23 protein-coding genes are annotated in these 26,988 nt (G+C 41.2%); 11 read left to right on the plus strand and 12 right to left on the minus strand.

Annotation, left to right across the window (positions count from 1 at the left end; all coding sequences use genetic code 11):
* Window positions 1-349: 349 nt before the first annotated feature.
* Window positions 350-2,347, minus strand: a complete 1,998-nt coding sequence (locus L1077_RS23680) for a S8 family serine peptidase (protein WP_237139292.1) — start codon at window positions 2,345-2,347, stop codon at window positions 350-352.
* Window positions 2,348-2,867: 520 nt separating this feature from the next.
* On the opposite strand from L1077_RS23680, the gene azu reads away from it, so the two are divergent.
* A complete protein-coding gene (azu, locus tag L1077_RS23685; RefSeq protein ID WP_237139320.1) occupies window positions 2,868-3,311 on the plus strand; it encodes an azurin in 444 nt (147 codons plus the stop codon).
* A 418-nt stretch (window positions 3,312-3,729) separates the two neighbouring features.
* Window positions 3,730-4,023 (plus strand): hypothetical protein, encoded by a 294-nt coding sequence (locus tag L1077_RS23690; RefSeq protein ID WP_237139293.1) that lies wholly within the window; start codon window positions 3,730-3,732, stop codon window positions 4,021-4,023.
* 472 nt (window positions 4,024-4,495) lie between these two features.
* Here L1077_RS23690 and L1077_RS23695 read toward each other — a convergent pair whose 3' ends face one another.
* The 4 genes from L1077_RS23695 to L1077_RS23710 form a co-directional block, all read right to left on the minus strand.
* Complete coding sequence (locus L1077_RS23695) at window positions 4,496-4,789, minus strand: hypothetical protein (protein WP_237139294.1); 294 nt, start codon at window positions 4,787-4,789, stop codon at window positions 4,496-4,498.
* A 524-nt stretch (window positions 4,790-5,313) separates the two neighbouring features.
* Window positions 5,314-5,745: an acyl-CoA thioesterase gene (locus tag L1077_RS23700; protein ID WP_063360085.1), complete on the minus strand. Its 432-nt coding sequence runs from the start codon at window positions 5,743-5,745 to the stop codon at window positions 5,314-5,316.
* A complete protein-coding gene (locus tag L1077_RS23705; protein WP_237139295.1) occupies window positions 5,745-6,563 on the minus strand; it encodes a M23 family metallopeptidase in 819 nt (272 codons plus the stop codon). The genes L1077_RS23700 and L1077_RS23705 overlap by 1 nt, the downstream gene beginning before the upstream one ends.
* Window positions 6,556-7,410: a 6-carboxytetrahydropterin synthase gene (locus L1077_RS23710; RefSeq protein WP_237139296.1), complete on the minus strand. Its 855-nt coding sequence runs from the start codon at window positions 7,408-7,410 to the stop codon at window positions 6,556-6,558. The genes L1077_RS23705 and L1077_RS23710 overlap by 8 nt, the downstream gene beginning before the upstream one ends.
* Before the next feature lie 191 nt (window positions 7,411-7,601).
* Here L1077_RS23710 and fabA point away from each other — a divergent pair, with 191 nt between their 5' ends.
* Window positions 7,602-8,117, plus strand: a complete 516-nt coding sequence (fabA, locus tag L1077_RS23715) for a bifunctional 3-hydroxydecanoyl-ACP dehydratase/trans-2-decenoyl-ACP isomerase (RefSeq protein WP_046355548.1) — start codon at window positions 7,602-7,604, stop codon at window positions 8,115-8,117.
* A gap of 69 nt (window positions 8,118-8,186) precedes the next feature.
* Here the strand turns inward: fabA and rmf are convergent, their stop codons facing one another.
* From rmf to lrp, 7 genes are all read right to left on the minus strand, one after another.
* Window positions 8,187-8,357 carry a ribosome modulation factor gene (gene rmf, locus L1077_RS23720; protein ID WP_023398857.1) on the minus strand — a complete coding sequence of 57 codons (171 nt, stop codon included), beginning with the start codon at window positions 8,355-8,357 and terminating at the stop codon, window positions 8,187-8,189.
* A gap of 519 nt (window positions 8,358-8,876) precedes the next feature.
* The gene (gene serS, locus L1077_RS23725; protein WP_063360088.1) at window positions 8,877-10,166 is read right to left on the minus strand and encodes a serine--tRNA ligase; all 1,290 of its coding nucleotides are present in this window, start codon (window positions 10,164-10,166) and stop codon (window positions 8,877-8,879) included.
* A gap of 10 nt (window positions 10,167-10,176) precedes the next feature.
* Window positions 10,177-10,557, minus strand: a complete 381-nt coding sequence (gene crcB / locus L1077_RS23730) for a fluoride efflux transporter CrcB (protein WP_063360119.1) — start codon at window positions 10,555-10,557, stop codon at window positions 10,177-10,179.
* Window positions 10,558-10,563: 6 nt separating this feature from the next.
* Window positions 10,564-11,919: a replication-associated recombination protein A gene (locus tag L1077_RS23735; protein WP_237139297.1), complete on the minus strand. Its 1,356-nt coding sequence runs from the start codon at window positions 11,917-11,919 to the stop codon at window positions 10,564-10,566.
* A complete protein-coding gene (gene lolA, locus L1077_RS23740) occupies window positions 11,912-12,541 on the minus strand; it encodes an outer membrane lipoprotein chaperone LolA (protein ID WP_237139298.1) in 630 nt (209 codons plus the stop codon). The genes L1077_RS23735 and lolA overlap by 8 nt, the downstream gene beginning before the upstream one ends.
* Before the next feature lies 1 nt (window position 12,542).
* Window positions 12,543-15,188, minus strand: a complete 2,646-nt coding sequence (locus L1077_RS23745) for a DNA translocase FtsK (protein WP_237139299.1) — start codon at window positions 15,186-15,188, stop codon at window positions 12,543-12,545.
* Between the two features lie 68 nt (window positions 15,189-15,256).
* The gene (lrp, locus tag L1077_RS23750; protein ID WP_039609997.1) at window positions 15,257-15,736 is read right to left on the minus strand and encodes a leucine-responsive transcriptional regulator Lrp; all 480 of its coding nucleotides are present in this window, start codon (window positions 15,734-15,736) and stop codon (window positions 15,257-15,259) included.
* 137 nt (window positions 15,737-15,873) lie between these two features.
* On the opposite strand from lrp, the gene ald reads away from it, so the two are divergent.
* The 8 genes from ald to L1077_RS23790 all read left to right on the plus strand — a co-directional run bounded on the left by ald (window position 15,874) and on the right by L1077_RS23790 (window position 26,986).
* Window positions 15,874-16,995: an alanine dehydrogenase gene (gene ald, locus L1077_RS23755; protein ID WP_039609996.1), complete on the plus strand. Its 1,122-nt coding sequence runs from the start codon at window positions 15,874-15,876 to the stop codon at window positions 16,993-16,995.
* 153 nt (window positions 16,996-17,148) lie between these two features.
* Complete coding sequence (locus tag L1077_RS23760; RefSeq protein ID WP_237139300.1) at window positions 17,149-17,991, plus strand: HDOD domain-containing protein; 843 nt, start codon at window positions 17,149-17,151, stop codon at window positions 17,989-17,991.
* 122 nt (window positions 17,992-18,113) lie between these two features.
* Entirely contained in the window at window positions 18,114-19,982 is a 1,869-nt protein-coding gene (locus tag L1077_RS23765; protein ID WP_237139301.1) for a methyl-accepting chemotaxis protein, read from the plus strand.
* Window positions 19,983-20,067: 85 nt separating this feature from the next.
* Entirely contained in the window at window positions 20,068-20,664 is a 597-nt protein-coding gene (locus tag L1077_RS23770; RefSeq protein WP_063360094.1) for a PilZ domain-containing protein, read from the plus strand.
* A gap of 56 nt (window positions 20,665-20,720) precedes the next feature.
* Window positions 20,721-21,779 carry an agmatine deiminase family protein gene (locus L1077_RS23775; RefSeq protein ID WP_237139302.1) on the plus strand — a complete coding sequence of 353 codons (1,059 nt, stop codon included), beginning with the start codon at window positions 20,721-20,723 and terminating at the stop codon, window positions 21,777-21,779.
* Complete coding sequence (locus tag L1077_RS23780; protein ID WP_046355559.1) at window positions 21,766-22,656, plus strand: carbon-nitrogen hydrolase; 891 nt, start codon at window positions 21,766-21,768, stop codon at window positions 22,654-22,656. The genes L1077_RS23775 and L1077_RS23780 overlap by 14 nt, the downstream gene beginning before the upstream one ends.
* 17 nt (window positions 22,657-22,673) lie before the next feature.
* A complete protein-coding gene (gene mfd / locus L1077_RS23785) occupies window positions 22,674-26,147 on the plus strand; it encodes a transcription-repair coupling factor (protein WP_237139303.1) in 3,474 nt (1,157 codons plus the stop codon).
* Window positions 26,144-26,986: a CsiV family protein gene (locus L1077_RS23790; RefSeq protein ID WP_237139304.1), complete on the plus strand. Its 843-nt coding sequence runs from the start codon at window positions 26,144-26,146 to the stop codon at window positions 26,984-26,986. Before mfd ends, L1077_RS23790 begins: the two co-directional genes overlap by 4 nt.
* Window positions 26,987-26,988: the final 2 nt, after the last annotated feature.

Here is a 26,988-nt window from a genome sequence, read left to right on the forward strand (position 1 = left end):
CCAAATACTAAAAAGAAACAGTATGTTGATAAGCTCGAAACATACTAAGCTATGCTGGGCTATCTGTTTTACAACATGTACTGTGTTGATTTCGTGGTGAGCGATGTCATTATGCCAAACTCTGACGGCATAGAGTTTATTCAATCCGCATTAACGATTCAAAATAACTTACGCTATTTATTTCTGGTTTTATTGATTGCGAAGATACTGAGCACCTAACAACAGATAAAATTCTTTACAAACCTTTTAATAAACAGCAGCTCATTAAAAAAATTCTGGACGCTATCAAATAAAAAAGGCGACATTTAATGTCGCCTTTTTACCTTTTCATCTCAAGGTTTTTAAGGAATTAGTTACACTTACCTAGGTCAGTCCATACTTTCCAGTCGTTACCGACATTAGAATTCTGAGCTGGGTTTGCATCTCTGTTCCACCAGTTGCTGCGATACTTACTGCCTTGGTAAGACACTTCAGCACCTGCAACATACGTCTTTGATGCACTCCACTCAGTTAGACCTGCACAGCCTGTATTATCAGCGCCATCCGTAACTGTTACAGATTTTGACACGCTGTGTGTAGCACCTGCATCGTCAGTCACAGTAACAGAAACTTGATATACGCCAGCATTTGCAAAAGCGTGTGAAACTCTGGCACCTGTTGTATTAAAGCCACCGATATTCCAGTCATAACTTACGATTTGACCATCTGCATCACGGCTTGAAGTCGCATTAAAATCACATGCTAATGCGCTACAGCTAAAAGTAAAATCTGCAACTGGCGCTTGATTATCAACAGCACCCCCACAACCATTTGCTGCAATATAATCAGATGCAGCTTTCGCTTGTACTAAACCATAACCGTATTCGTCGTCACGACCAGCTGTGCCTAGGTCAATTGCAGTTGCATTCAGTGCATTACGAATATCTACGTTTGTACAGCTTGGGTGTTGGCTCCAAACTAATGCTGCAACGCCTGCAACGTGTGGACTTGCCATTGATGTACCAGTCATAAGTCCATAATCAAGAACTGCATTAAGTTCGACCTTAACTGAACTGCCAACAGATGTTTTAAGTGCGGTACCAGCTTCTTGTGATAAAGAAAGCACTGGAATAGTTAGACCATGGTTTGTATCACCAAGCGTACCACCAAATTCACCTGGTGAGTTGTTGAAGATAATTGCAGCTACACCACCGCCCGCTTGACAATTTGCAGCCTTATCTTTAAATGATGCACCGCCGCGCTCTATTAAACAGATGCTTTGTGTCGCAGCACATGCTGTTAAACCTTGACCACAGTCAACGAGATCTGCACTTACAGTGCCCTCTACTGAGTGTGTCATGCCGCCAGCTTTAACTACATCAGTACCTACTGTAATAGCAGCAAGAATGCCAGAGCTTCTTGGCACGGTAGATAATACATCAGTACCAGGTGCTGCAATTTCAACTTGCACGTTATATTGTGAAGATGGGTTTTTCACTCTGTTTTCATCAATGTTTGCTACAGAAACGACAGTATCGTAACTCGCTGGATAACTCATTGTTGCATTACCATCATTACCCGCAGCAGCGATAAGTAACACGCCTTTGTCATATGCAGCTTGCAAGCGCTCTTGGAAATACTGACTTGGACTGCCACCACCTAAACTCATGTTGATAACTTTAGCGCCGTTTTCAACACAGTTATCTACTGCACGAGCAATACGTGATGTAAGGCCTTGTTTACCGTCATTGTCGAATACACGTACATTGTGAATACCAACCTTATCATTTGGTAATACACCTACTACGCCGAAGCCATTATCGATCGCAACAATTGTGCCTGCTACGTGAGTACCATGACCTGAACCATCTTGATACCAAGTTAAACCTGGTAAATCAGTAAAGCCAGTTGCATTTTGTGGCAAATCAGGGTGGCCTAAATCATAACCCGAGTCGATAACACAGACTTTGAACAAGTCAGCGTTAGTATCTTGTAATAGGTTTGCTTGAACTTCTGCAAGTCCATAAGGAGACGCTTCACCTACGAAGTCTTGAGTAAATGGCACATATTCGAAATCTTCTTCGATATAAGCGTATTGTCCTGATGCTTTTAACTTAGCAACTTGCTCAGGTGTCAGCTCCATAGTTACAACAGTGCCTGTTGTATCTGCAGATAATACTTCTGTAGAGGCGTCTGCACTAAAGCTCTCTGCAATATTTGCTCTTGCAAAACGGCTTGTCTCAGGTGCAAAGATACTCAAATCACTTTGCTTTAAGATGTATTGTTTTGTTTCTTGTGCTTGAGCAACCGTTGCAGAAAGCGCTGCAACTGCAAACGCAACTGAAGTTAGTTTGAACATTTTTTTCATGTTGATTCCTATATTCTTATTTTTATCCGCATCCAATGCGGTGAATCCCTATTGCGATAGTAACTATGTACCTAACATGTAAACACCCTACACAAGGAAACCTTCACTTGCAACCACTTATTTACAAAAATTCATTTTTTATTCATTAAAATTAAAAAAGCAATAAATCAAATTATGCAATTGATTGGTTTTTGAGCAGAAAACCTCAATAAGGCCATATGAAAATTACCTATCTATTAAATAAAACAATCAACATCAAGAAAAATAACAATATTGGGAATATTTTTTTACACGACCATGAAAAAACTTTGTTCGCGATCATTAAACATAAATTTTTAAAACAGATCTTGGCTTTAGCTTGTTGCTAGTTAGTAAAAATAAAGACAACAAACAACAAAAACGACCCAATAAATAATCAAGATCAAATTAATCCAGACTATTTAAAATAATTATGATTTACTCCAGAATCGGTTTCTAGGATAATGAGAATAATTTCTATTAAGGAGTAACATCAGTGAAAATTATTAAAAAAGTTGCGGCTGCCGCGCTTTGTATTTCAGCTTTTCATGCTTCAGCTAATGAATGTGAGTTGACAATTGAATCAAATGATATGATGCAATTCTCAGAAAAAACACTATCAGTGTCAGAAAAATGTAAAGCAGTAAAATTAACACTGGTTCATACAGGCAAACTAGCTGCAACAGTTATGGGTCATAACTGGGTGTTAACAGAGAAGAAAAATGTTAAAGCAGTTGCTTCTGATGGCATGAGAGCTGGCGTTAAAAATAGCTATGTAAAGCCTGATGATCCAAGGGTTTTTGCATTTACACCTGTAATTGGCGGTGGCGAATCGACGTCAATTACTTTTTCAACTACAGGTATGAGTAAAAATAAAGACTATAATTTCTTTTGTTCATTCCCAGGCCATTTTGCGATAATGAAAGGCGCTTTCAAAATTATTTAATGGTAATGCCAGTAAGAATATATTCTTACTGGCATTTAACACTTCACGATAAGTAATGCCTTAAAATCAAAAACCCTCGAGCTTTCAAATTTTATGTTGATTCATACCTTTAAGTACTAGCGATACTAAAGTATAGATTTTATTTTCTCATTCAAGCTTACGCATTTTAAATGAAACGCATTTAAGTGAAAATTGAGGCTACATCTAGTCGATTTTAAACAACACCATGAAATAACAAGTACTAAATTCACTTAAAAACATCAACGTTGACATTCCAAGTCTTAGGGAGCATAAACACAACAACTAAATTTTATAATCTTCTCTTGAGTGTCAGCGTTTTATAGTACCTAGCTTTTAACGTAGGAAATGGAAAAATCGTATTATTCTATACGCTAGGGTTATTTAATGCTTGGCAACGATGAAACTTATAGACGCAACAGATAAGAAAGCTCCCCAATATATTACTTTGTACTTTCGTGAAGATGATGATAGCCATCCGCTAAATGAGAAAACACTCAATGTGACCAGCAATGTTACTTCTTTGCTAGGGCTCTCAAACACAGAGAAAACAAATATTAGCGCTGCAAAGCCAAACCAGCACGCTGTCGAAAAATGCCACATATTTAGCAAAACAGTTTTAGTACAAAACCGGCCTAATAAAAGCTTTGGCTGTATCCGTTTAAGCGCCCTTTCATTTAACACTAGCTTATAGCCAATCCAATGGTGTAAGGTTCCAATTATCAAAATTAAAAAGAAAACAGAATCAGGCATACACTACAATCCAACTTACCTACACAAGCCCATTTCTGCGAAAAGAAACTACATTGATGTTTATTAAAAAAAACGAAATTATATAGTGAATTAAAGAAAATTACTGCACATTTTGGAACATTCCAAGTATCCATTGGACTATTAAAGACTAAAAAATTCTTATGTATTGAAAATTATTCAATTATAGATACAAGATGAAAGTAAGCAGGTGATAAAAGGCGCTAGCCCCGCAGAAAAAGCGTAAAATTTTTTAAAGCAATATGGATACATATGCTAGGCTAGTCGTTCTCACTTCCGTAAGAGTTTAAATGTGATCACAGCTAGCCTTTCTCATTTATTAATGAACGAAAGATGTCTATGGGCGTTTATTGAGTTTTCAAACAGCAGATCTAAACAATATATAAATAATTTGGTTAACCTAGATCACGCATCAAAATTTCGTACTCTTCGTTAGCATCAGCAATCAAATGTGACAATTCTCTCGCATCTCGCTCTTTAAGAACAACTTGCCAACTTGTTGTCCCCTCAATGCCTGTAACCACAATATCCGGCCCAGTATGCTCATACTTTATCTTATTGAATTCAGTCGAGTGATGCTCGTGAAGTTCAATAATATCAATGTCTAGTTGCCCTGTTGGAAAGACTTCAATATGGGCATGTAACCCTCTTTCGCCCGATAAGCAATATTCTCTATGTACTGTAATCATCACAAGCTCCTTACTGTTTTATGAAAGCCAAAGACAAGTGTAGATCAGGATTAACAGAAGAGTGTATTCATGTGAGAAGACTTAGACTTTTTTTAAAAAAAGAGTTATGTAAGCCATGAAAATACTGCACATTAAATTGAAGTAATACTTATAAAAAACGTCTGAAGGTTCAGAAATCAATTAGCAAGACACATTTTGTGCAGCCAAAAAGCGCTAACATTTTCCCCTCGTATCTCATTCATGAACAAATCAGTACAATTTTTAATATCTCAGTGGCAAGAAAGCCCATCCTGTTATGTAATTTTTTTCATAAAAAATTCATAGTAAGTGTTTTTAATTTAAATACAGCGCGAACTAACTGTATGACAGAAATAGGAAGTTAAGCTAGAAGTTTAGGAGGGAAAAAGCTTATTCAAATTAATATAACAGTGGCGATATCATAAGACTGCCAGTGATAAAAGATTCAAATCGATAAGTTAAAGTCTGAAAGAAATTGGGGCCTTACAGCCCCACAGTTTTATTCTTTACTTAAAACCATTAAGCATCTTGTCACACACGACAGGTGTTGGTCTATGGTTGTCATCTACAGCTACGAATGTGAAATTACCTGAGATCGCTAAATGCTTATCATCTTTGTGCATCGTTTCTAAGAAGATCTGAACTTCCACTTTCAAACTTGTATTACCAACATGTACAACCTTTGCTACTAACTCAGCAAATGTACCAGCAGGAATTGCCTCTTTAAAATCTACACGGTCAGATGAAATAGTCACAAGTGGCTTACGACAAAAACGTGTCGCGGCTATAAACGCAACTTCATCCATCCAAGCCAGCGCATCACCACCAAAAAGGGTATTGTGGTGGTTAGTTCTTCCTGGGAATACAGTTTTAGTTACTGAGGTTGTTGAATCTTCAATACGCTTCGCGATGGTTGCGTCTTTATGTTGTTCTGTCATTATTTACTGCTTTTGTTTGCTAGTTTATCAATCATAAGTAATTCAGGGTCTAACCTTTCGCCAAACCAGTTAAAACGCCAATCTAAATGCGGCCCTGTTACTCTGCCAGTTGCCCCAATATCACCGATAACATCACCGGTTGAAACCATATCCCCTACTTTGACATGCAGCTTGCTCATATGAATATACGTTGATGTTATGCCATAGCCATGATCCAAAATAAGCGTACCACCACTGTAATACAGCTCACTCTCAGCAAGCACTACCTTTCCAGGCAGTGGCGCCCAAATAGGCGTGCCAGTTTTATTGGCTATATCTAAACCAAAATGTGGTCTTCTGGGCTCACCGTTAAAATACCGCTGACTCCCATATACACCTGAGATTCGACCTTTAGCAGGACGATAAACTGGCATACCAAAGAATTCTAGTTTACTGCTCTTTGCCCTAGCGGCACCAACTTTCGCAGAGTCGTTGCGAATACGTTGAAGCACTTCTTTTGGGGGTGATACATACTTTTTTGCGACGCCCGTGATACGATCAATATCGTAGTCGCGACTCGTAATTAAAAAACTTTTAGTATGTTTTTGATTATTTTTATCTACCCAAGTCAAAGAGTGATCAGATTTAGCATCTCGTCCAAACCCAAACACAAATTGGCCATCAGGCGTAACATCTAACTCTTTACCATTGAAAGAAACTGATTTAATTCCTTCAAGTTGGCCAGTAACCATACCTCCTTGCGTTAGATGCCCCTTCAGTTCAATTGCTTGTGCACTTAATGCAAAGCATGCGCTAAGTGCCAGCAGCAGTTTATGCATACGCAATTGCTCCTTTACCCACTCCTTCATAAGCTCTCACTTTAACTTCTTTGTCTGGGTTTGATTTTTTAATTTCATTAGCAAGGTATTCAGCAATACACTCAACTGTTGTATCACACGGCAAAATATCACAACGTGATTTGCTAATACACATTTCAAAATAGCCTTGAGATGACTCATAAGCAAAAGAGTAATCATCTTCTCTAGCTGTAATATATTGTAATTGAGCATGCTCAATTAAATCTTCTTGTGTGCCCAAATAAATGTCTTCCCATTTCTGAGACCATTCTTTTTGAAGTCTAGGCATACTGACACCATCAAAGAAGATACCTATTAAAGAACGGTGCCCATGAATAATACGTTGACAATTACCATCGTGCTTTTTAAGGCCATGGCTGTAATGATAGTAGAAGCTACTTGTTTGCTCTGGACGAAGCGTAATTTCAATATCTTTAACATTATCTGGCATTTGTGGGAGGATCTGCTGTTTTAAGAAAGCAATCACAGACGCCTCATCAATTTTATCACCTTCGACTACACAAACAGCTTCATCAGGTGCATTCATGGCAAGGTGGTGACCACTGAACTCATAGTCAAAAGATACGCGACCATCTCGATTTTCCAATTGACAATTCAGTGCAGAAGGAATGGCTAACTTATGATCTATTGTGTTATCAATAATTGCTTTGATTTGTTTTTTTACTTTAGCAAAGTCCAAAACCATTGATTCTTCATTGAGTTGACCATGTAAAGTCATATCAACTATCCAACTTTCTCCAACAGCTCCGCGCTTAGCACACAAGTAAGAAAAGTCTATTACCGTCAAGGCATCTACAAAAAGGATCATAAATTTCCATTAAATTACTAACAAACAAACTAATTATAAAGTTTTTTCAACTAAAAATCGCGTTATTCATAAAGAGAATTGATTTTAATCTTTTTGACGTATTGTTGAGATAAAAATTTAACTGTTCAGAGTTGTTTAGCGTACAACTGTACGCTAGAGTACCCGCAATTAAAAAATGAAGAATGAATACTATGGAACCTAAAAATAGCTATACAAAAGAAGAACTAATCCTTTGTGCTGAAGGCAAGATGTTTGGTGAAAACAACTGCCGTCTGCCAATCGATAATATGTTGATGATGGACCGTATCGTTGAAATCAACGAAGACGGTGGTGAGTTCGGTAAAGGTCAAATCATTGCTGAGCTAGACATCAACCCTGACCTTTGGTTCTTCGATTGTCATTTCCGTGGCGACCCTGTAATGCCAGGTTGCCTAGGCTTAGACGCTATGTGGCAGATTGTTGGCTTTTTCTTAGGATGGTCTGGTGGCCCTGGTCTTGGCCGTGCACTAGGTGTTGGTGAAGTTAAATTTACTGGTCAGATTTTACCTACGGCTAAAAAAGTAACTTACCGCGTAGACATGAAGCGTGTTATCAAGCGCAAACTATTTATGGGTCTTGCTGACGGCGTTGTTGAAGTTGACGGTCGTGTAATCTACGAAGCAAAAGATCTAAAAGTAGGTCTATTCCAAGATACAAGCGCTTTCTAATTTAGCGCTATAAACAAATAAGCCCCTTTCGGGGCTTTATTTTTTCAATTCGTTTCTGTTGGCTCTGTTTTATGTTTTAAACATGTTGCGATTGTCTATGGCCTCTCGCCAGCCACCTAACCATTCTGATCTGTGCTCAATTTGTTGATATGGACATAAATCTTTAGACCGCCCTGCTAAACCTGCTTTAAATCCCTGTGAGTGTGCTCTTTCTAAACGGTCTCTTTTCTGTCTCTTCATAGGTAAATTCCTCACCTTCAAATTTTTGATTGCTTCGTCTTATCGACATCCACATTTAATAAATAGTTAACGCAACTGTAATTTGCAAACTCTTTTCGCGTGTTATGCAAAAGCACATACAACCTCTTTGATATGAAAAATATTTACTGCGATTTATGAGCGTGCATTACCTGCCTAACTATCTTGGATAGAATCAAATATCAATTTTGCAATAATGGTAACAATAAGACTCCAGCTCGCTTTTTTCAAAAGCGTGCAAGACTTATTCAGAAGGAATGGCCAAACCTCAAGTTCTAATTAATCATAGTTTGAAAGGACATGCAACAAAGAGTAGATAAGAACTTTTTGTGAATTTTTTATTTGCAATATTTATGCATTAAATCTCATTTAAAACACTTTACAATCTATAAAGCAGATAATAAAGAATAGAAAAAACCATTTTAGACGTAAAAAAACATTCATTATTTTGTCATAAAAAAGGCCGCTAGATAGCGGCCTGATATCAATCACTTGGGTTGATCACTTAAGGATCTCTAAACCACCCATGTATGGCTTAAGTACCTCTGGTACGATAATCGAGCCATCTTCTTGTTGATAATTTTCTAATATTGCAACTAATGTACGGCCTACAGCAAGGCCAGAACCATTCAATGTATGAAGTAATTCTGGTTTCTTTTCACCAGCACGACGGAAGCGCGCTTGCATACGACGAGCTTGGAAGTCTTGCATGTTAGAGCAAGATGAAATTTCACGGTATGTATTTTGAGCAGGAAGCCATACTTCTAGATCGTATGTTTTCGCCGCACCAAAGCCCATATCGCCCGTACATAAAACCACTTTTCTGTAAGGAAGCTCTAGTGCTTGAAGAATACCCTCAGCGCTGCCAGTAAGTTCTTCAAGTGCAGCCATTGAATCTTCTGGCTTGACTAGTTGAACTAATTCTACTTTGTCAAACTGATGCTGACGGATTAGACCACGCGTATCGCGACCATAGCTACCCGCTTCACTACGGAAACAAGGTGTATGTGCTGTCATCTTGATAGGCAGCTCTTTCTCGTCGAAAATTTCATCGCGGGCACAGTTTGTTAATGGTACTTCAGCTGTTGGAATTAAGCTGTAGCCATCTTGATCTTCTTCGAGTACTTCAGTGTGAAACAAATCCGCAGCAAATTTAGGTAACTGGCCAGTGCCGTATAAGCTTGCTTTGTTTACAAGGTACGGTACATACATTTCAGTGTAGCCGTTTTTGTCAGTGTGCGTATCAAGCATAAATTGAACAAGTGCACGGTGCATGCGTGCAACACCACCACGCATAACAGTAAAACGAGAACCACTTAATTTAACACCCGTTTCAAAGTCTAGGCCTTTACCTAATGCTTCACCTAAATCAACGTGATCTTTTACTTCAAAATCAAACTGCTTAGGCTCCCCCCACTTAGAAACTTCAACATTGTCATCTTCATCCGCGCCCGCTGGCACATCCTCAGCAGGTAAGTTTGGCAATGTTGACGCTAAATCTTGTAGCTCAGCTAATATTTTATCTTGCTCAGCTTTTGCTGCTGATAGTTGATCACCAAGATTTGCAACTGCATCTAACAATGGTTGAACATCTTCACCCTTTGCTTTAGCTTGACCAATCGCTTTAGAGCGGCTGTTACGCTCGCTTTGTAATTCTTGTGTTTTTGTTTGTAACGTCTTGCGTTGTTCTTCTAACGCATTAACTGCCTCAACATCTAACTCGAAGCCACGTTTTTTTAAGCGCGCAGCAGCTTCTTCGATGTCCTGTCTTAAATACTTTGGATCTAACATGTTTGTTCTTTTAACCTTTTTGCATGACTAAGCAAAGACCTATCCAGGCCATAAATATACATACGACGACATTCAACGCTATATTCAGTGCCATCTTCACGAACTGGCCTTGTTGTAACAACAAGAGGCTGTCCATGGAAAATGTTGAAAATGTCGTCAAAGCACCTAAAAAGCCAACCCCTATCAACGCCTTGGCAGGAGATACCGCGATTATTTGCTTTTCGATTAATCCGTAAAGAATGCCCATCAACAATGAACCAAGAATATTAACGGTCAATGTCCCAAAAGGGAATCCCTTACCCATGAGTTTTAACACAATATCACTAATAAAAAACCGTAAGCAGGCACCAAATGCGCCACCAACAGCAATCATTAGATAAGTTTTGAGCACTTCCATTTACGTTTTACCTGGTTTTTGAGCATACCTTTGTTGAGCACTCGCATTATCGAGGCTTTTTAAGTAATTGAGTTTTTCTTTAATTTGCTTTTCTAACCCACGTTCAGTTGGGTAGTAGTATTGTCTGTCTGATACAGATTCTGGAAAGTAGTTTTCCCCTGCGGCGTAGGCACCAGGTTCATCATGTGCATAGCGGTATTCTGCCCCAAGCCCCATTTCCTTCATCAGCTTTGTTGGCGCGTTACGTAGATGTTCCGGTACAGGTAAATCGCCGTCTGTCTCAGCGTCCCTTTTCGCCTGCTTAAATGCGGTATAAACTGCATTGCTCTTGGCAGCACTGGCCATATAAATGGTCGCTTGCGCAATCGCTCTTTCGCCTTCAGCAGGCCCTACTCTGTGAAAAATATCCCACGCATTCAGTGCGACCTGAAGCGCTCTTGGATCTGCATTTCCTATATCCTCACTGGCAATGGCAAGCAAACGTCTTGCTACATAAAGCGGATCGCCGCCGCCTGCTATAATACGACAATACCAATAAAGTGCTGCGTCAGGGTTGCTACCACGAACCGATTTATGAAACGCAGAAATCAAATCATAATAAATATCACCGCCTTTATCATACTTGGCTAAGTGAGTTGGTAAAATTTGGGAAAGAACATCACTGTCAATTTTTATGTCGCTGCCAGTACGATGGCCAAGATCAACCGATTGCTCTAACAGGTTTAATGCTTTTCTTGCATCACCATCAGCCGCTTGTGCTATCGCAACCAAGGCTTCTTGTTCAATATGGATAGCAAGTTGGCTCAATTGCTCGTCTTGATCAATGGCATTATGAAGCGTAAACAGCAATTCATCTTGCGATAGCGGTTTCAGTGTATACACGCGGGCACGAGACAACACAGCATTATTCAATGCAAACGACGGGTTTTCCGTTGTCGCACCAATGAAAACAAACGTGCCATCTTCTATGTGAGGTAAAAAGGCATCTTGCTGAGACTTATTAAAGCGATGGACCTCGTCGACAAAAAGTAAAGTTCGTCTGCCTGATTGAGACAGTCGACTTTTTGCTTCTAACACAGCTTCACGAATTTCCTTCACACCTGCTGTCACGGCAGATAGTTTTTCAAGCTCAGCATCAGCATGATTTGCAATGATCTCGGCTAATGTGGTTTTTCCAACTCCCGGCGGGCCCCATAAAATCAGACTATGGCATCGCCCTTGTTCAATGGCACGATAAAGTACAGAGCCTTTTTCAATAATATGTGTTTGTCCAATATAGCCCTGTAACGACTTTGGCCGCATTCTAGCGGCCAAAGGTCTAACATCTGGGGCAAAATCAAAACCGAAATTACTCACCTGTTGTCTGGTCGTCTATGACCACTCCATGCGGAATTTTAAAGGTAAAAGACTTATCGTCCATTTCTAAATTTGTTTTTGCATCTGCAAATTTAAATGTCGAGATCTGGCCTGAAGCATCTTTGATGCTCAAAGAGTCAATTGCAAGCCCTGCGCTTTGAAACACAATATCTAATTGCTCTACTTGAGATTCGACATCAGGCTTTGGCGATACACGATAGCCAACTGTTGTTTTACTGACATCATATTTTGCCCACTGAGACTTATCTTGTGTCGTCAACAAAACAAAGGGCGTGGTGTCTATTAAGCCGGCTGTATTCATAACAGTTACTTGTTCAGCAAAGCTATCGAAATAAAAAGTCTTATCACCATCGGACACTAAAAGCGTTTCGTCCGGTTCCAACTGCTGCCAACGAATTTTAGAAGGATATTTTAGCGCAATATTGCCTGTCCCATCTTGTAATAATGTGCCTTCTTCGTCCTTCACTTGTTGCGTGAAATTTGCTTTGAATGTATTTAACGATTTTAGCTTTGCCTTAAGAGACTCGGCATCGCCAGCATAGCTTTGTGACATAAAGCCACAACTTAAACCTAGTACTAAGGCTATTGTTTTAAACTTCATTTTAATTTGCTCCACCTTTCGGTACTAATACTTCTCGCGCGCCATTATGACCTGGCACACTTACAACACCTGACATCTCCATCTGTTCAACTAAACGTGCTGCTCGGTTATATCCAACTCTTAATTTTCGTTGCACACTTGAAACCGATACCTTACCAGTTTCAATAACAAAGCCAACGGCTTCATCGTAGAGCGGATCAGACTCATCGTCAGCACCTTCAGGCTGCTCGCCAGGTAATAAAATTTCTTCCGTTGCCTCACCACATAAAATATCTTCGATGTAGTTTGGCTTACCACGCGCTTTCCAATCATTCACAACGGCATGTACTTCATGGTCATCTACAAACGCACCATGAACACGGATCGGTACACTCGTGCCAGGTGGTAAGTAGAGCATATCACCCATACCTAATAAGTTCTCTGCACCTTGCTGATCTAGTATGGTGCGCGAGTCAATTTTACTTGAAACTTGGAACGCCATTCGTGTCGGTATATTTGCCTTAATCAAGCCTGTTATAACATCAACTGACGGTCTTTGTGTTGCCAATACAAGGTGTATCCCCGCTGCACGTGCTTTTTGAGCGATACGCGCAATGAGCTCTTCAACTTTTTTACCAACAATCATCATCATGTCTGCAAATTCATCGATAACGACCACAATACTTGGTAGCTTATCTAGCTCCTCTGGCCCATCAGCCATACCATCCGTATCTTTAAATAATGGATCTAAAATAGGATGCCCAGATTCTTTAGCTGCTGTGACTTTCTGGTTGTAGCCTTTTAAGTTTCTGACACCTAATGCAGACATTAACTTATAGCGACGTTCCATTTCCCCTACGCACCATCTAAGTGCATTGGCAGCTTCTTTCATATCTGTCACAACTTCACACAGCAAGTGTGGAATGCCTTCATACACTGATAGCTCCAACATTTTAGGGTCTATCATGATCATACGAACGTCTTCAGGCGGTGACTTATACAGTAAGCTTAATATCATAACATTAACGCCAACTGACTTACCGGAGCCGGTTGTACCAGCTACCAATAAATGTGGCATTTTTGCAAGGTCAGCCACAACTGGTTCGCCTGCAATGTCTTTACCTAAAACCATGGTTAATGGTGAAGGATTTTGCTCAAATTTAGGGGCGTTAATGACCTCTGAAAGCCTCACTATTTCGCGGTTTTTATTCGGTAGCTCCAATCCGACATAGGTTTTACCAGGGATAACTTCAACAACTCGTACACTTACTGCTGACAGTGAACGCGCCAAATCTTTTGCAAGACCAGTAATTTTGGCCACTTTAATACCTGGTGCAAGGTCGAGCTCAAAACGCGTAACGACAGGACCCGGGTAAACCCCTACAACTGCGGCTTGAATGTTAAAGTCCAATAATTTGGCTTCAACAAGGCGTGATACAGAGTCTAATTCTTCTTTAGTAATTGGGTTCTCTGCTTTATCTGGTCTATCAAGTAAATCAAGAGATGGTAGCGGGTCTTTAGGTGGCTGCGCTTCTAACAAAGCCTCAAACTGCTCTTTTGCAGAAGGTGGCGGTTGGTAAGCTGGCTTCTGCTCAGAGCTTGGCGTTGGCTTTTTAATTGGCCTTGCTGGCGATACCACTTTAGTCACAGGCTCTTCTTTCACTGCGGCATCGTCCAACGCATTAAGGGCAGCAACCGTATCGAGTGACTCATCATCAATAGCAGAGAAATTAATTTCTTGCTCAAGAATATGATCAAGTTCATCAAAAACATCTGCAGAAACCGCATCGTTAAATTCCTGCTTTTGCTCAAATACAGGCTCAACATTTTTAGGAGACATCTGCTCGTTGTTGTCTTTACGGCCAACAACTGAAAACAACTTATCTTTTAATTTTAGCGGTTTTTCAGCTTGTAATTCATCAGATTCTTTAGCCTCTTCTACAACTACCTCAGGCTCTTTTTGAGCGCGCTCACTTTCTTCAATTTGCTCTCTGGCATCGATACTTCCCTTTTGTTCTACTTCAGGTGGTTGCTCAGTTTCAGCTGCAATGACTTGTGCAGAGGTTTGCTCGGATTTAGGTGTTCTTGTAGTCGCTTTTCTAAATAAAAACTTCACAAATTGAACGACTTTTTCACCTAAATAATCAACCGCTTCAACCCACGAAACTCCGGTGAGCAAGGTAACACCCGCAAAGAAAAAGCACAAAAGTAGAATTGAGGTGCCTGTGAAGTTGAATGCTGGCATCATCGCGCCGGCCACAACATCTCCCACTACTCCGCCTGAAGAAAAGGTGTATATATCATCAAAATTGATACTGCTGATGGCACTTGAAGACGCGATTAAGAGCGTTGCGCCGATAATCCTTAAGCCAAGCGTTGTGTAGTCGAGCTGCAAAATTTTGTGAGGCTTTTTAAATAACACATAACCAAACAGCTGCATTGCAGCTGGTACCCAAAAGGCAAGCCAACCAAAACTCAATAATAAAATGTCAGCAACCCAAGCGCCTGCTGCACCTGTGATATTATTGACTTGTACAAACTCACCCGCTTGTGTCCACGCCGGATCGGCTGGATCAAATGAAACTAAGGCGCAAAGCGTAAAAATTGCAGCAGCTGTGCTAACAATAAGTCCCGTTTCTAGTAGGCGCTGAACACCATTTAAGCGCATTACATTCAACCTGTATTTATCTTTTGTTGTAAACTTCTATTATAGGTTACACCATATCAAGAAATTCTTTAAGGTGCACAAGGTTTTATAATCTCTCCCTCCTCCCCTTTTACCTCTTCCATAACAACATAAGTACGACTTTCATTAATATTCGGTAATTTAAGCAAGATTTCCCCCAGCACACCTCGATATTCTGACATGTCCGTTACACGGGTTTTTAGTAAAAAGTCGAAATTTCCAGAGACTAGGTGACATTCAATGATTTCATCATGTTGTTTTACCGCCTCGTTGAAGCGCTCAAAAACATCTGGCGAGTTTTTATTGATGGTCACTTCAACGAATACCAGTAGCCCCTGGCCAAGCTTAACTGGGTCAACTACTGCTTTGTATCCTTTTATGAACCCTTCTCGCTCTAGTTTTTTTACCCTTTCTAGACAAGGTGTTGCACTTAATCCAATTCGTTTGGCTAATTCAACATTAGAAATTCTTCCGTCTTTTTGTAATTCGACTAAAATTTTTCTATCAGTTCTATCTAGCTGAGTATGCATGAAAAGTGTTTTATCCTATTTTTATAAAGTTTATAGTCAATTCATCTTTAAATTACCACAAAAAAGGTAGGACACACTAGCTTTGCATAATTATAATAGTCAAAAATGTTATCCGTTCTTATTTGAGGCGATTTATTATGATTATTGGTGTACCTAAAGAGATTAAAAACCACGAGTACCGTGTTGGTATGGTTCCAGCAAGTGTTCGTGAACTAATTAACCACGGCCACCAGGTTATTGTTGAAACAAATGCAGGTATCGGCATTGGTTTCACTGACGAAGATTATATCCAAGCGGGTGCTGAAATTTTACCTACAGCTGCAGACGTTTTCGCTAAAGCTGAAATGATTGTTAAGGTAAAAGAGCCACAAGCTGTTGAGCGTGCAATGTTACGTGAAGACCAAATTCTTTTCACTTACCTTCACCTAGCACCAGATCTTCCACAAACTGAGGATCTAATTAAGAGCGGCGCAATTTGTATTGCATACGAAACTGTAACTGACTCGCGTGGTGGTCTTCCACTTCTAGCGCCAATGTCAGAAGTTGCTGGCCGTATGTCTATTCAAGCAGGTGCTCAGGCGCTTGAAAAATCAAACCTAGGTCGCGGCATGCTACTAGGTGGCGTACCTGGTGTTGAGCCGGCTAAAGTTGTTGTTATCGGTGGTGGTATGGTTGGCCGCAACGCAGCGCAAATGGCTGTTGGTATGGGTGCTGACGTTACTATCCTTGACCGTAACATCGACGTACTACGTAGCCTTAACGCTCAGTTCGGTAGCCAAGCAAAAGTTATCTACTCAACAGTTGATGCACTAGAGAAGCACGTTGTTGAAGCTGACCTTGTGATCGGTGGTGTACTAATTCCTGGTGCTGCTGCTCCTAAGCTAGTAACTGAAGCACACATCAAAGCGATGAAGCCTGGCGCTGCAATCGTTGACGTTGCAATCGACCAAGGTGGTTGTATCGCGACTTCTAAAGCGACTACACACGCAGAGCCAACTTACATCGTTGACGATGTTGTTCACTACTGTGTTGCTAACATGCCAGGTGCAGTTCCTCGCACTTCTACATTTGCACTTAACAACGCAACTCTGCCGTACATCATCAAGCTTGCGAACCTAGGCTACAAAGAAGCGCTTCTTTCTGATGAACACTTCTTAAACGGTCTTAACGTTCTTAAGGGCCAAGTAACTTGTAAAGAAGTTGCTGAAGGTTTCAATATGGAATTTGTTGAGCCACGTTCAGCTGTTGAAAACGCATAATCGCAAACAGCATTGAATATTTAAAAGGCCTGCTTTTCGCGGGCCTTTTTGATTTTAAATCAATTGTTCCCTCCCATCCCCTTTCTATTTTTCTCGTTTTTACAATTCTTGGCTATTCTTATCAATGTAAGATAATGCAGTGAGCGAGAAGTTATGGCCATATCTTTAACCCAACAAGAAAAACAGATCCTCAGGTCTATATCCATCCCGCCAAGACCCGAAGCACTTGTTCAATTTTCACAAGAAACAAAATCCCCTGAACCAAACATCAATAAAATCACCCAAATTTTACAAAGTGACGTTGCCATCAGCGCCGCAATACTCCAAGTCGTCAACTCAGCAGCCTTTCGCCGTAGTAAAGAAATTGAATCTCTTGAACAAGCCATCATGATCCTTGGCCTGAAGCGTTTAATACCGCTTGTTAAAGCGGTTGCTGTTAAGGCGACTGTTGAAACGCCACCAGCTTTAGAAAACTTTTGGCAAGATCAAAGCGATATTGCGCAGCTTTGCTCAACGCTCTGCTTGAAGTTAAACAAACCCGGTTTATCGAACCATGCTTACATGCTTGGGTTATTCCATACCGTTGGGATCCCTTTATTGTGTGTACATTTTGATGATTACATCGAGGTGATAGACGTTGCGAAAACCCATGGTTGGAGCAAAGCGACTGAGTTTGAATTTGGTAAATACAATACTAGCCACGCCACCATAGGCGCACTACTTGCGCAGCAATGGAAGTTGCCAAAACCTATGATCAACGTCATCTATTACCAACATGATGCCAATGGCATATTCCGCTCTGGCGAGCTAGACGGTATTGCTTTGGAACTTCTTTCAGTTTTAAAGCTTGCTCGTCACGGTAATTTTCTATTCAAAAATACCGCCACCATCGAGAACGATCATGAATGGCAGGCGATTAGTGATGAAGTATTAGATTTTGTGAATATGTCTGAAGAAGAACTGGATGAGTTATATAGTACTTTGGAGTCAACATAACGTACTTTATTTTGAAGTTTTGATGCTAAATTGTAAATAAAACCATTAAACTACCGTAAATCATTGCAACTATTCGCTTATGATTTACCTTTAATAATAAGCTCACATCTGGGAGACGTTCAGTGAAGTTTAAATATAAAGTAGTCGCCGTTTCTGCGAGTGTTTTAGTGCTTGCCTTATTTTTACTGTCGGTCAAGCAATACTTCCTGCTTAAAGAAAACTTAGAAGAACAAGTCACTCACAGTATGGAAGAAGTGATCCAAGGGATCAGTAATACTGTCACAGCTCAAATGCAGGGCGCTATGAACCTTGCAGCGCTTACTACAGGGCTAGTCGCTCAGGTCGATGGCCTTGAAAAGGCACGGCCTATGATTTCTCAGCCCAAGCTAACCTCTGAGTTTTTACTCATCGGCTACGGTGAAGAAAGTTCAGGTAAATATGTGGCAAGCGACCCAAACTGGAACCCTGGTTCGACATGGGACCCAAGAGTTCGCCCTTGGTATAAAGATGCAAAGGCGGCAAAGAATTTAGTCGTGACAGATCCGTATGCGGATGCCGTCAGTGGTGAGATTGTTGTGTCAATTGGTGCACCGGTATTTAAAGGCAGCCAATTTCACGGCGCCATCTTTTATGATGTCAGCCTTGCGAAACTGGGCAACATGATTAATTCATTTAATTTATTTGATGCCGGTTTTTCGTTTATGGTGAGCTCCAACGGCAGCACCATTTCTCATCCAGATGTATCGCTAAATGGCCAACCTGCACGTAACTTTTTAGGTAACACAGTTGTCAGGGAATCATCACAGGAAATTGAAATTGACGGGATCACCTATCTTGTTATGTTTAAAGCAGTTGAAGGATATGATTGGTACGTCGGTGTCGCCCTCGAAAAAGAAAAAGTGTTTTCTGCTATGGAAACGCTCACCTACAACGCAACAGTCGTCTCTATCATCGCAGTTATTGCCAGCTTCTTAGCCTTATCTTACGTCATTAATATCTTATTAAAACCACTTGAAGCGATTAACGCTGCGATGTCTAATATCGCCAGGGGTAACGCAGACCTTACAGTTCGGTTGCAAGCTTCGAGTGAACCGGAGTTTTCGGACTTAGCAGAAAACTTCAATTTATTTACCTCTCGACTGCAAAACATCATTGCCGAAATTCAAACTTTAGGACACGAAGTACTCGACGATGCCAAGCAAACATCTGCCGGTGCTAATCACGCAACGCAAGCCATACAAAGACAGCTTGAGGCACTTAATGAACTAGTCAACTCGACTGCCAATATGTCCAATACAGAGCAACAGGTTGCAAGTACAGCACAACTTGCTGCTGACGCAATTAAGACTACTGACGGTTTGGCAAAAGATGGTGAGAGCATAGTCGTGCAATCAACTAGCTCCATCAGTGAGCTTTCATCACAAATTGAACGTGCTGTAGAAGTCGTCAATGAACTAGAAGTATCTTCGTCTGGAATTGAGCAGATACTTTCTGTCATTAATGGTATTGCAGAGCAAACAAACCTACTCGCTCTTAACGCCGCAATCGAGGCTGCCAGAGCCGGTGAGTCTGGCAGAGGCTTTGCTGTGGTGGCAGATGAAGTGAGAACCTTAGCCCAGCGCACACAAGAGGCCACCACAGAAATTAAGTCTATGATCGACCAACTTCAATCTGGCGCTGAAAATGCTGTAGGGGTTATGAAGCAGAGTCAAACTATTGTTGAAAAGACCGTTGTCAAAGCGGAAGAAACAAAAGATGCCCTCCATGCCATTCGCGAGTCAATTAACAACATTGTTGAGCTAAATGTAAATATTGCCAGCATGTTGGAAGAGCAAAAAACAGTGGTAGAAGCAGTCGATCACAATGCGTCTGAGATACGAAACCTATCAAATACCGTTGTCGATGAAGCGAAAGTGGTGGATCACACCATGAAGTCACAAGTTGATAAAATCGCAAAACAAGAGGATATGTTAGAGCAATTTAAAGTATAAATTAGTTAACATCTTGATTTAAATGGCTAGAGTGGCGAGAATAAAGGTATAGCTACTCTAGCCACATTAATATCGGCATACATAAATGCAAACGAACTTAAAAGAAAACTTTGACCAATATTTTCAAATAGACGAAGCAAACCAAATCAACTTATTCCCTGTTGATGAAAACATGGTGCCTAAAAACCAAGCTCAGCTTGAAGCCGCAATACCTCCCTTGTTCAGGTTAGCTAATGAAATTAATGAGCTAGATTTAAACGCACTCAGACCTTTAAGAAATCTAGGTGATGTTGCTTCAGACTTAGCTGCTTACCTTCAAGCTCAATCGAGAAAAATTGACCTCATCATGAGCCACATTCTTGCCAATGAACAACCTGAAGATGAAACCAGCTATTGCGACAGTTATGGCGGTGGTGGGATCAAGGTCACGACCAATGAGCAATTTCAAATAGGACAAAACTTTAGAACTAAAGTTTTTTTGCAATATGAAGCCAGTGCCATTTTTTGCTATAGCCAAGTGATTGAGATTTCAAAACAAGATGATGATGCACTTCAATATACCCTAGCTTTCACTCAAATTAGAGACACAGATCAAGAGCTATTAGTTCGAGCCAGCTTACATGCACAAACAAGGCAATTAAAAAAGCGTCAATCAGACACCGAAAGTGATCAAAATAGCTGACACAGCGCCGTGCAGTGATACACTTAGCCCCTAGCAATTAAAAATCTATTATCGTCATGAGTTTTACGTTATTACCTGAATGGTCACCGCAAGATGCGGTGATGGTCACATGGCCGCACAAAAATACTGACTGGGCTGATATTCTTGAGCAAGTTGAGCCTGTTTATATCGCCCTATGTCAGCAAATATCACAGGTTCAAAAAGTGGTTATCGTTGCCCACGACGAAGCGCTTAAAAACCATATTACCACCCTACTGATTGATGCCAGCGTAGATATGCAACAAATCGTATTTGTTGATGCGCCTTGCAACGATACTTGGGCACGTGATCATGGCCCGCTTACTACAGTCAATATAAGCGGTGAACTCAGTATTAAAGACTTCATCTTTAACGGCTGGGGAAACAAATACGAAAGTGATTTAGATACCCAGATCAATGCCGCTATGTGTCAGCAAATTGCAGACGAACGTAACCAAGTTCGACAAGTCAACTTGGTTTTAGAAGGTGGCGGTGTCGAGATTAACGAGCACAAAGTTTTGTTAACCACATCAGAGTGCTTACTGAATCCAAATCGAAACCCACACCTAAACAAGCAGCAAGTTGAAGCTGAGCTTACTAAAGAGCTAGGCGCAACTTCGTTTTTGTGGGTTGACCATGGCTACCTTGCTGGTGACGACACGGACAGCCACATCGATACGCTAGTCAGATTTGCCCCAAATAATACCCTTGTGTATGTGCAATGTGACGATGAACAAGACGAACATTATCAGGCACTCAATGCAATGGAGTCTCAACTTAAAGAGTTTGTCACTCCTTCAGGTGAACCATATAACTTAGTGCCTTTGCCGTGGCCAAGTGCTAAATACAATGATGAGAATGAGCGTTTACCTGCAACCTATGCGAATTATCTGATCATTAACGATACTGTGTTGCTCCCTATTTATGGGGATGAAAAAGACGCACTCGCACTGACTCAATTGCAAAAGGCACATCCTGAAAGAACCATTATTGGCATTGACTGCCTGCCAATTATTCATCAATTTGGCAGCTTGCACTGTATCACAATGCAACTACCTCAAGGCTTTTTAAGTAGGAACCCAAATGAGCAACAATAATTTGAAAGTCGCGTTAATCCAACACGCTAATAGCGACAACCTAGAAAGTAACTTCGAAAAGTCCATTTCAGGCATTAAAAATGCAGCAGCACAAGGTGCAAAATTAGTTGTATTACAAGAGCTTCACCGTAGCCTATATTTCTGTCAAACTGAAGACACGGATTTATTCGACTTAGCTGAAACCATACCGGGCCCAAGTACGGATGCATTTTGTGCGCTTGCGAAAGAACTCAACGTTGTTATTGTCGCCTCGCTTTTTGAAAAACGAGCAACGGGCTTATATCACAATACCGCAGTCGTCATTGAGTCAGATGGTACCATTGCCGGAAAGTATCGTAAGATGCATATCCCTGATGACCCAGGCTTCTATGAAAAATTTTACTTTACCCCGGGTGATTTAGGTTTTGAACCAATCCAAACATCAGTGGGCAAACTAGGCGTTTTAGTTTGTTGGGATCAATGGTTCCCTGAAGGCGCAAGATTAATGGCCATGGCAGGTGCTGAGTTGCTTATCTACCCAACGGCGATTGGCTGGGACCCGCGTGATGATAAAGATGAGCAGATTCGTCAACGTGATGCATGGATGATTGCACAGCGCGCACATGCTGTTTCTAATGGCGTGCCTGTTATCAGTGTGAACCGAGTTGGCCACGAATCTGATCCAAGTGCGCAAAGCGAAGGTATCTTATTCTGGGGCAATTCTTTTGTCGCCGGTCCTCAGGGTGAACTGCTTGTTCATGGTACTGAAGATCAAGAAGAAGTGCTTGTCGTCGATATTGATCAAGACCGCAGTGAGTCGGTTCGCCGTATTTGGCCATATTTACGTGATAGACGTATAGATCATTATCAAGACCTATGTAAAATATACAGAGATTAAGTAGTTAGGAGTTAAGAATGGCATTAGTGCAGTGGAATGAGCTACCTTGGGTAAAATCAGCAAAGGATAAGATCCATTGGGGTCAATTACTCGGTAGTAGTTTGGCAATTACTATCAGCGAGGGAGTAAAAAAGAATCAATCCCTTGTCGTGTTAGTCACGCCAGACACCCCCAGTGCACTTCGCTTAGAAACTGAACTCGGTTATTTACTTGGTGAAGACAATGTCATGGTTTTTCCGGATTGGGAAACCCTCCCCTATGACCATTTTTCGCCGCACCAAGATATTATTTCTCAGCGCTTAGCTAGTCTTAATGCGCTACGCACAAAGCAACAGGGGGTGCTACTCATCCCTGTTGCAACATTAATGCTCAGAACCGCGCCGCCTGAATTTATCTATGGCAATGCTCTGCAGTTTAAAGTGGGCGACACGTTAGATGCGCAAGGTCTCAAAGAAACCCTTACTCAAGCGGGCTATCGTAACGTACAGCAGGTGATGGAACATGGTGAATTCGCTGTGCGCGGATCTATCATTGACCTTTACCCAATGGGTAGTCAGCACCCTTACCGATTAGACTTTTTTGATGATGAGCTAGATAGTATTCGTCTTTTTGACATTGAAACACAGCGCTCAAGCGAGACCATAAAGTCAATTGACTTATTGCCTGCACACGAATTTCCAACCAACGACAGTGACATTGAGCGTTTTCGTATTCAATACCGCGAAACCTTTGGAGCAAGCTCTGAACAAGACTCCATCTACATGCAGGTAACACGTGGTAATTGGCCAGCAGGTATCGAATACTACTTACCGTTATTTTATGACAAGCTGGCGACCATTTTTGATTATTTACCAAAAGATGCTGTATTCATGCATCTAGGCGACATCGAGCACGCCGCTGGTGACTTTTGGTCGGATGTCAGTAAGCGATACGAAAACCGTAGAGTTGATCCATTAAGACCATTGCTTGAACCAAAAGAACTTTACCTTAATGTCGAGTCGCTTTTTGAGGCGTTTTCACATTACCCGAGAATTCGATTAAGCCAAGCATCACTTGGGACAAAAGCGGGCCATACAAACGTTAATTCTGCCCTTATTGATGATGTGCGTATTGACCACAAGCAAGCAGATCCGTATTCATCCATTGTGAGTTACATCACTGAACAAAAACAACAAAAAGGTAAAGTACTTTTCAGTGTTGAGTCAGATGGTCGTCGAGAATCATTATTAACGCTTTTAAAGCCAACAGGCTTGAAACTAAAAGAATTCGAGTCCTTTGAAGCATTCACTAAAGGCCGTACAGATGTTGGGTTGGTTGTCAGTCCGCTTGAAGCATCTGTCTTTCTTAATGGCGCGAAGCCTTTATCACTTATTACTGAACAAGAGTTACTGGGGATTAAAGTATCCCAACGCAGACGTCGTAAGCACAAATACGAGCAAGGACAAGATGCCCTGATTCGCAACCTAGCAGAGCTAAAAGAAGGCCAGCCAATTGTGCATTTAGACCACGGTGTTGGTCGCTACCTTGGTTTGCAAACCATTGATGCTGCGGGGGTTGCCACAGAGTTTGTGACCATTATCTACTCTGGTGATGCCAAACTTTATGTGCCGGTTTCATCTTTACATATGCTGAGTCGTTATTCTGGCGGTGAAGAAGCCTCTGCCCCACTCCATAAATTAGGTTCAGATGTTTGGGAGAAAGCCAAGCGCAAAGCCGCTGAAAAAGTGCGAGATGTCGCCGCTGAACTATTAGATATTTACGCTAAGCGTCAAAGTAAACCAGGCCATCAATTTAAACTTGATGGTGGCGCATATAGAGATTTCAGCAATAGCTTCCCATTTGAAGAAACAGACGATCAGCGCAACGCTATCGAGGCCGTCATTGGTGATATGCAAACTAATCAAGCAATGGACAGGCTCGTATGTGGTGACGTGGGCTTTGGTAAAACAGAAGTCGCCATGCGCGCCGCTTTTGTTGCCATAAACGACAATAAACAAGTTGCTGTTCTAGTACCAACCACACTACTTGCACAACAACACTTTGAAAACTTCAAAGACCGATTTGCAGATCTGCCTATCGAAGTCGGCGTATTGTCTCGCTTTAACAGCACAAAAGAACAAAAAGAAACATTAAATGCCTTAGAAGATGGCAAAATTGACATTGTCATTGGCACCCATAAGCTCATTCAAGAAAACATAAAGTTTAAAGACTTAGGCTTATTGATTGTCGATGAGGAACACCGCTTTGGTGTGCGTCAAAAAGAAAAGATTAAAAAGCTTCGTGCAGACGTCGACATTTTAACGCTGACAGCAACGCCAATTCCAAGAACGCTTAATATGGCGATGAGTGGTATGCGTGATTTATCTATCATAGCAACGCCACCAGCAAAACGACTGGCAGTTAAAACTTTTGTCCGTGAGCGCAATGACGAACTTATCCGTGAAGCCATCTTGCGTGAGATCAAACGTGGTGGTCAGGTTTACTTCCTGCACAACAACGTTGAGACCATCGAAAAAACCGCAGCGGATATCTCAGCGCTTGTACCAGAAGCCAATATCGCTGTTGCACATGGTCAAATGCGCGAACGCGAGCTCGAGCATTTGATGAGTGACTTTTACCATCAAAAGCACAACGTGTTGGTATGTACCACCATCATAGAAACAGGTATAGATATTCCAACTGCGAATACCATCATTATGGACCGTGCTGACAAACTTGGCTTAGCACAGCTACACCAGCTTCGTGGTCGAGTTGGTCGTAGCCATCACCAAGCATATGCATATTTACTCACTCGAAATAGCCAAAGCTTGACCAAAGATGCGGTAAAACGACTACAAGCTATCGAATCTCTTGAAGACTTAGGCGCTGGTTTTGCACTTGCAACGCATGATTTAGAGATCCGTGGAGCGGGTGAGCTGCTAGGTGACGACCAAAGCGGTCAAATCCAAACTGTTGGATTTACCTTGTACATGGAAATGCTAGAGCAAGCCGTCCAAGCGCTCAAAGATGGCAAAGAGCCAACGCTTGAAAACTTGTTACAACAACAAAGCGAAGTGGACTTGAAACTACCCGCTCTACTGCCTGATGATTACATCCATGATGTGAATACTCGCCTGAGCATGTACAAGCGCATTGCTACTCTGTCTTCTGAAAATGAGCTGGACGAGTTAAAGGTTGAGCTAATAGACCGCTTTGGCTTATTACCAGATGCTGCTAAAAATATTTTCGAAATACAGCTATTAAAATGTAAAGCACAACAAATCGGAATACAGAAAATTGAAGCGAATCCAAAAGGTGGCTATTTTGAATTTAGTAATAACACCAGTGTTAACCCGACGTTCATCATCGGCTTGATACAAAGCAACCCTGCCATATATCGTATGGAAGGCGCGAGTAAACTACGCTTTAATATAGAAGAAAAAAATGGCCAAGAGCGTTTGAAGCTCATTAATGCCATGATGAATGACTTTCAGAAAAAGGCTGTTGCATGAAGCAATCAATCGTTAAATGGGGACTATTAGCAGCATTGAGCACATCAGCCATGCCTGCTTTTGCAGTACGCTGGTTTGAAGTTGAGTTAATCGCTTTTTCTCAAAAAGATGCGTCAACCATTAGGGAAGACTTTTCAATTGAAACACCACCGTTACCTACTGAGAAGCGATTAGATTTACTCACGCAGGGTTACAATAATGTTGGTCATCAGTCTTGCTTGTCAGGCGACCCAAACTATGACCCACGCAGTGTCACTGAAAAGTTTACTAGAGCCCAAAGCTCTTGGTATTGCGATGACGACATTAACTATGTAGAGCGCTATGACGTTCTACCTGTTGTGCCTGTCAGTGAGCCTCTTGAACATATGCAATCTATGTATTTGTTGGCACCTGAGCAACTTAAGTTTGAGTCAATACGCAAAAAGCTTGAACGTAAAGGGCATACAGCTATTTTACATACTGGTTGGCGTTTTCCTGATCAAAGCAAAAAGCGCGCTCCCAACGTTGTTGTGTATGGCGGTAAAAAGTATGCTGAGCCTGCCAGCTACATCTATAATGAGTCGAGTAACGATAACTTTATCAGCTTACTCAGTACCGAGCCAAAGCCCAACCTAACATCTGGCGGTGACACATTGTGGGAGCTAGATGGCACGATGAAAATTCATATTCGCCACTACTTATATGTGACGAGTAACTTTGACTATCGCTACATGTCGGACACTGGTGAGCTGGTATCAGCTAGAATGTCTCAGTTCACTCGTGTTTATAGTGGCGATATACATTATTTAGACCACCCTAAAATGGGTATTATTTTCCAGATAAGAAAATATAGGCACTAACA

Origin of the sequence: Pseudoalteromonas luteoviolacea (assembly GCF_021654285.1) — a bacterium.
Lineage (GTDB): Bacteria > Pseudomonadota > Gammaproteobacteria > Enterobacterales > Alteromonadaceae > Pseudoalteromonas > Pseudoalteromonas luteoviolacea_J.

What these genes read in the sequence shown, in the direction of transcription:
- L1077_RS23680 (WP_237139292.1), bottom strand. Translation starts at nt 2,347, where the DNA reads ATGAAAAAAATGTTCAAACTAACTTCAGTTGCGTTTGCAGTTGCAGCG.
- L1077_RS23690 (WP_237139293.1), top strand. Translation starts at nt 3,730, where the DNA reads ATGAAACTTATAGACGCAACAGATAAGAAAGCTCCCCAATATATTACT.
- L1077_RS23695 (WP_237139294.1), bottom strand. Translation starts at nt 4,789, where the DNA reads ATGATTACAGTACATAGAGAATATTGCTTATCGGGCGAAAGAGGGTTA.
- L1077_RS23700 (WP_063360085.1), bottom strand. Translation starts at nt 5,745, where the DNA reads ATGACAGAACAACATAAAGACGCAACCATCGCGAAGCGTATTGAAGAT.
- L1077_RS23705 (WP_237139295.1), bottom strand. Translation starts at nt 6,563, where the DNA reads ATGCATAAACTGCTGCTGGCACTTAGCGCATGCTTTGCATTAAGTGCA.
- L1077_RS23710 (WP_237139296.1), bottom strand. Translation starts at nt 7,410, where the DNA reads ATGATCCTTTTTGTAGATGCCTTGACGGTAATAGACTTTTCTTACTTG.
- fabA (WP_046355548.1), top strand. Translation starts at nt 7,602, where the DNA reads ATGGAACCTAAAAATAGCTATACAAAAGAAGAACTAATCCTTTGTGCT.
- rmf (WP_023398857.1), bottom strand. Translation starts at nt 8,357, where the DNA reads ATGAAGAGACAGAAAAGAGACCGTTTAGAAAGAGCACACTCACAGGGA.
- serS (WP_063360088.1), bottom strand. Translation starts at nt 10,166, where the DNA reads ATGTTAGATCCAAAGTATTTAAGACAGGACATCGAAGAAGCTGCTGCG.
- lolA (WP_237139298.1), bottom strand. Translation starts at nt 12,541, where the DNA reads ATGAAGTTTAAAACAATAGCCTTAGTACTAGGTTTAAGTTGTGGCTTT.
- L1077_RS23745 (WP_237139299.1), bottom strand. Translation starts at nt 15,188, where the DNA reads ATGCGCTTAAATGGTGTTCAGCGCCTACTAGAAACGGGACTTATTGTT.
- lrp (WP_039609997.1), bottom strand. Translation starts at nt 15,736, where the DNA reads ATGCATACTCAGCTAGATAGAACTGATAGAAAAATTTTAGTCGAATTA.
- ald (WP_039609996.1), top strand. Translation starts at nt 15,874, where the DNA reads ATGATTATTGGTGTACCTAAAGAGATTAAAAACCACGAGTACCGTGTT.
- L1077_RS23760 (WP_237139300.1), top strand. Translation starts at nt 17,149, where the DNA reads ATGGCCATATCTTTAACCCAACAAGAAAAACAGATCCTCAGGTCTATA.
- L1077_RS23770 (WP_063360094.1), top strand. Translation starts at nt 20,068, where the DNA reads ATGCAAACGAACTTAAAAGAAAACTTTGACCAATATTTTCAAATAGAC.
- L1077_RS23775 (WP_237139302.1), top strand. Translation starts at nt 20,721, where the DNA reads ATGAGTTTTACGTTATTACCTGAATGGTCACCGCAAGATGCGGTGATG.
- L1077_RS23780 (WP_046355559.1), top strand. Translation starts at nt 21,766, where the DNA reads ATGAGCAACAATAATTTGAAAGTCGCGTTAATCCAACACGCTAATAGC.
- mfd (WP_237139303.1), top strand. Translation starts at nt 22,674, where the DNA reads ATGGCATTAGTGCAGTGGAATGAGCTACCTTGGGTAAAATCAGCAAAG.
- L1077_RS23790 (WP_237139304.1), top strand. Translation starts at nt 26,144, where the DNA reads ATGAAGCAATCAATCGTTAAATGGGGACTATTAGCAGCATTGAGCACA.